We start from the raw sequence: 4,114 nt of genomic DNA on the forward strand, positions 1-4,114 counted from the left end.
AGCATCGCCCCGGCACTCAGCGCGGCAAGCACGCGAGGCCACCGCCACGACAGCAAAGGCTGCAGCTCGTCGCCGAAGGCGAAGGTCCAGCCATGCGGACCCGGTTCATGGAGCAGGGCCAGCCCGAGCAGCAGAAGCAGAGCCAGGCCGAGTGCCATGAGAACAAGGCCGGGCCGGCTTGCGCGCGGCAGGCGCACGGCCATCAAGGTCGGGGCTTCCGAGCCAAGCGCAAGGCGCGGCAGCAGCCAGAGCAGCAGCGGCGCACCGAGAAGTGCTGTGATCGCTCCGGTCGGCAGCAGGTCGCCTTGCGGCCCGGTGGCGATCTGCACGCCTTGATCGGCGGCCCACAGCAACGCGCCGCCGATCAGCGGCGCCATCACCAGTTGTTGGCCAAGCCGCCGGCCACCGCCGATGCGCGCGAGCGTCGCCGCGGCCAGGCCGACGAAGCCGATGACGCCGACAGCGGCAACGACAAACGCGATCAGCGCGACGGCGGCCGCCAGTCCGGCGAAGCGATAGGCGCCGAGCGGCACGCCAAGGCTGCGCGCGCCTTCATCGTCGAGGCCAAGCAGGGTCAGGGGCCGCACCATGAAGAAGATCGCAAGCGCAGCAGTGCCGATGCGGGGCAAAAGCCACAGCGTCGTCGACCAATCCTGCTGGCCGAGCGAACCGGCGCCCCAGATGAACAGGCTGGCCAGCCATTCATGCCGCAGCACGATGAGAGCGGCACCGATGGCGCCGGCATAGAGGCTGACCACAAGCCCCGCCAGCACCACCGAAAGCGGCGACAGGCCCTTGTGCCAGGACAGAGCGATGACGGCGGCAAGGGCCATAAATGCGCCGGCCAGCGCCACCCATTCGCGGCCGAAGGCAAGCAGGGACGGTGACAGAAGCGTCGCCAGTGCCAGCGCCAGATAGGCGCCGGCCGAGACGCCAACGGTTTCAGGCGAGGCGAGCGGGTTGCGCAGAACCTGCTGCAGGACAGTTCCGGCAAGCCCGAGCGCCGCACCGCACAAAAGGCTGATCGCAAGACGGGGCAGGAAGGCATAGTGGACGAGCACCTGCCGCATGTCAGCGATGTCGGGAGCGGCGAGCGATTGGAGCCAGAGCGCCGATGGCAGTTGCACGGTGAGGTTCGAGACGGTTGCCGCTGCCGCAGCCGCGAGCAGCACCGCGCAAAGCAGGATCGCGCCTACCGGCTGATTGCTGGAAAAGCTCCACACGGGGGCCCGGCCGGCCGACGCAGGCTTCCCCCTTTGGGCAATGGCAGCATCCTCAGCCATGGGCGGCCTCCGCGGTCATCGCCGATGCCAGGACCCGAGCAAAACGGCTCGCGGATGGAAGCGCGCCAAACATCAGGACGGCAGGAAGGCGCATGATCGAGCGGTTGCGCACGAAGGGCATGGCATTCCAGACCGGACTTTCGGTCAGCGTGCCGCCGGCGCCCTCAGGCAAGGGTTCGAGATAGGCGAGGCGCGCATCGCTGGATGTCGCCAGCCCGTCGATGCCGACGGTCGAAAACCCCCAATAGTTGGTCTCGGCCGTCCACGCGTTGCTGAGCCCGATGCGGTCGAACACCTCCTGAAACAGGCTCTTTGCGCCGTAGACGCGCACATTGCGGGGGTCCAGGAAGCTGACGACATAGATCGGCCGTGCCGAAAGCGGCGCCAGTTGCTGGCGAACCTCCAAAAGATACGCGTCTGTCGCCGCGATCAGCGCCTCGCCTTCGCTTTCCTTGCCGACAAGCCCGGCGAGCTGGCGCGTCGCCTCGAGCGCGCGCCGATAGGGTTGCCCGGCCTCGGTATAGAGCCCGATCGTCGTCACTGGAGCCACGCGTTCGAGCAGCGGCTTGATGCCCTCGAGATACGGCATGGACAGGATGATGTCGGGCCTGAGCTGCTGCAGGAATTCGAGATTGGGCTCGAGCAGCGTGCCGAGATCGGCGACGTCGGGCGGCAGCCGCGGCTCGACCACCCATTTCTCCCAGACCTCCCGATCGGCAATGGCGACCGGGCTGACACCGAGCATGAGCAAGGTCTCGGTCAACCCGTCATCCAGGCAGACGATGCGCAACGGACGGGCTTCAGCCGTGGAGGACCTCATGCCGGCGAACGGCAGCGAAAAAAGCCCGAGCGCCTGGCGCCGGGTCATTCGGCTGCGCAAATGATCGGGCGCGGCTCTCGACTGGGGCTCTTGGTCTCTCTGCAATGCGGCCGGCCCTGCTTTTCGGGGGTTGGTCTCCAGTGACCACTGCCCGGTGACTATGAAACATGAGTATACTAGTCAACATTTAAGATGCCTGCCCAGTCAACTTTCACGCAACCGCATGCCAAGCGCAGACGCCCACTGGCCGCAAGGCGATTCGCCCGTACAACAACCCTGTGCGACGTCACCGTCCGAATCACGGTTTGCGAAGCCCAATCCGCGCCCCGCATCATTTTTCCTCCACGAATGCATTCCATGATAGAGGGAGCTACGGTCGCCTTTGGGCAGCCGTTTCCTGGATTGCCTGAGAGACCAAAGACGGCCAAGAACCAAAAGCCGGCAGCAAGCCGCCACCTGAAGACGTCAAGGACCGGTCGAACGCATCAAGGCAGCGTGATCGGGTTGCACTCGGCAAGGCTTGATGATTTGTTGCCGCTATACGGAGAACGAATGATGCGAGAGCCTGCCGGTCAAGACGAATACGGGTCGACGAACCCTTTCGATCCGGACGACCTGCCAACCTTGAACGCAATCGGCCCGAGCATGGGAAGCGGCAATGATTTCGAGAGATATGCCGTTGCCGTGATCATCGTGTTCGGTGCGCTGATCATCGGCGGGCTGATGGCCGCATCGATGGTCTTCGGGCACCGCAACGGCTTCCTCTTCGCGCTTGGCGGCGCCACATCCGCCTGGATCTCCGGAAATGCGCTGCTGCTCGACCGGCCGCGCATCTATGCGCTGTTCGTCGGCATTGCCGCCTTGATGCTGGTTGCGTCCACCCTCACGCTGGTCTTGTGACGGTCAAGTCGGTGTGAGCCGATCCACTTGAGCAGCGGGCGATCAACCCGAATCGCCACGCTGCTCCAAGCTTTTCCTCCGAGCTGTCAGTATCCGAGCGCCTCGCCAGAGGCCGCGCGGCTGTCGATGGCGCCGTTGTAGCGCGCGCCGCCGCCTTTCTCGATTTCCGCCAGGCTCTTGCCGCCGACCAGGATGCCGGCGGCCTGACCCCAGGTCTGGTCGGCGAGATCGAGGTGATATCCCATGCCGGCCAGCAGCTTTTCTGTGTCCGGCGACAGGCCGAACGGCTCGACATACACCTTGTCGGGCAGCCATTGATGGTGGATGCGCGGCGCGTCGATCGCCTCCTGGATGTTCATGCCGTGGTCGATGACATTGACGATCGCTTCCAGCGTGATGGTGATGATGCGCGAACCACCGGGGCTGCCGATGACCATGAACGGCTTGCCGTCCTTGGCGACCACGGTCGGGCTCATCGACGACAGCGGCGTCTTCTTCGGCTGGATGGCGTTGGCCTCCCCCTGGACCAGGCCATAGAGGTTGGGCACGCCGGGTTTCTGGGTGAAATCGTCCATTTCGTTGTTGAGCAGGATGCCGGTGCCGTCGGCGACGACGCCGGCTCCAAAGGAACCGTTCAACGTGTAGGTGACCGCGACCGCATTGCCCGCATCGTCGATGATCGAATAATGCGTCGTCTCCTTGCTCTCGCCAAAGCCCTTCGGCATCAAATCCTGCGACACGCCGGCCCGGAACGGGTCGATCTTGTCGCGGATATCCTTGGCATAGGCCTTATCAAGCAGTTTCGAGACCGGGTTATCGACGAAATCAGGATCGCCAAGCGCTGAATTGCGGTCGACATAGGCGTAGCGCATCGCCTCGACCATGACGTGGACCGTCTCGGCGGAACCTGCGCCGAGATAGGACAGCGGGTAGCCCTCCAGCACGTTGAGGATTTCGCAGATGATGATGCCGCCGGAGCTGGGCGGCGGCGAGGAGGTGATCTCGTAGCCGCGATAGGTACAGGTCACGGGCTTGAGCTCACGCACCGCATATTGCTCGAAATCCGGCTTGGCGAGAATGCCGCCCTTGGCGCCGCTCGCCTTGATGATGG

4 protein-coding genes are annotated in these 4,114 nt (G+C 64.6%); 1 reads left to right on the plus strand and 3 read right to left on the minus strand.

The features are described 5' to 3' along the window. Positions 1–1,283 (minus strand): iron ABC transporter permease (locus ENZ75_RS23545; protein WP_164887953.1); only part of this gene is annotated, 1,283 nt, incomplete at its 3' end. Then, a complete protein-coding gene (locus ENZ75_RS23550) occupies positions 1,276–2,151 on the minus strand; it encodes an ABC transporter substrate-binding protein (protein ID WP_024503125.1) in 876 nt (291 codons plus the stop codon). The genes ENZ75_RS23545 and ENZ75_RS23550, both read right to left, overlap by 8 nt. A gap of 597 nt (positions 2,152–2,748) precedes the next feature. Between ENZ75_RS23550 and ENZ75_RS23555 the strand changes: the two genes are divergently transcribed. Continuing rightward, entirely contained in the window at positions 2,749–3,003 is a 255-nt protein-coding gene (locus ENZ75_RS23555) for a hypothetical protein (protein WP_031213787.1), read from the plus strand. An 86-nt stretch (positions 3,004–3,089) separates the two neighbouring features. Here ENZ75_RS23555 and ENZ75_RS23560 read toward each other — a convergent pair. Beyond that, a partial coding sequence (locus ENZ75_RS23560; RefSeq protein ID WP_164887954.1) for a gamma-glutamyltransferase family protein occupies positions 3,090–4,114 on the minus strand: 1,025 nt, incomplete at its 5' end.

Source organism: Mesorhizobium sp. M7A.F.Ca.CA.002.04.1.1 (assembly GCF_004022805.1).
GTDB lineage: Bacteria > Pseudomonadota > Alphaproteobacteria > Rhizobiales > Rhizobiaceae > Mesorhizobium > Mesorhizobium ciceri.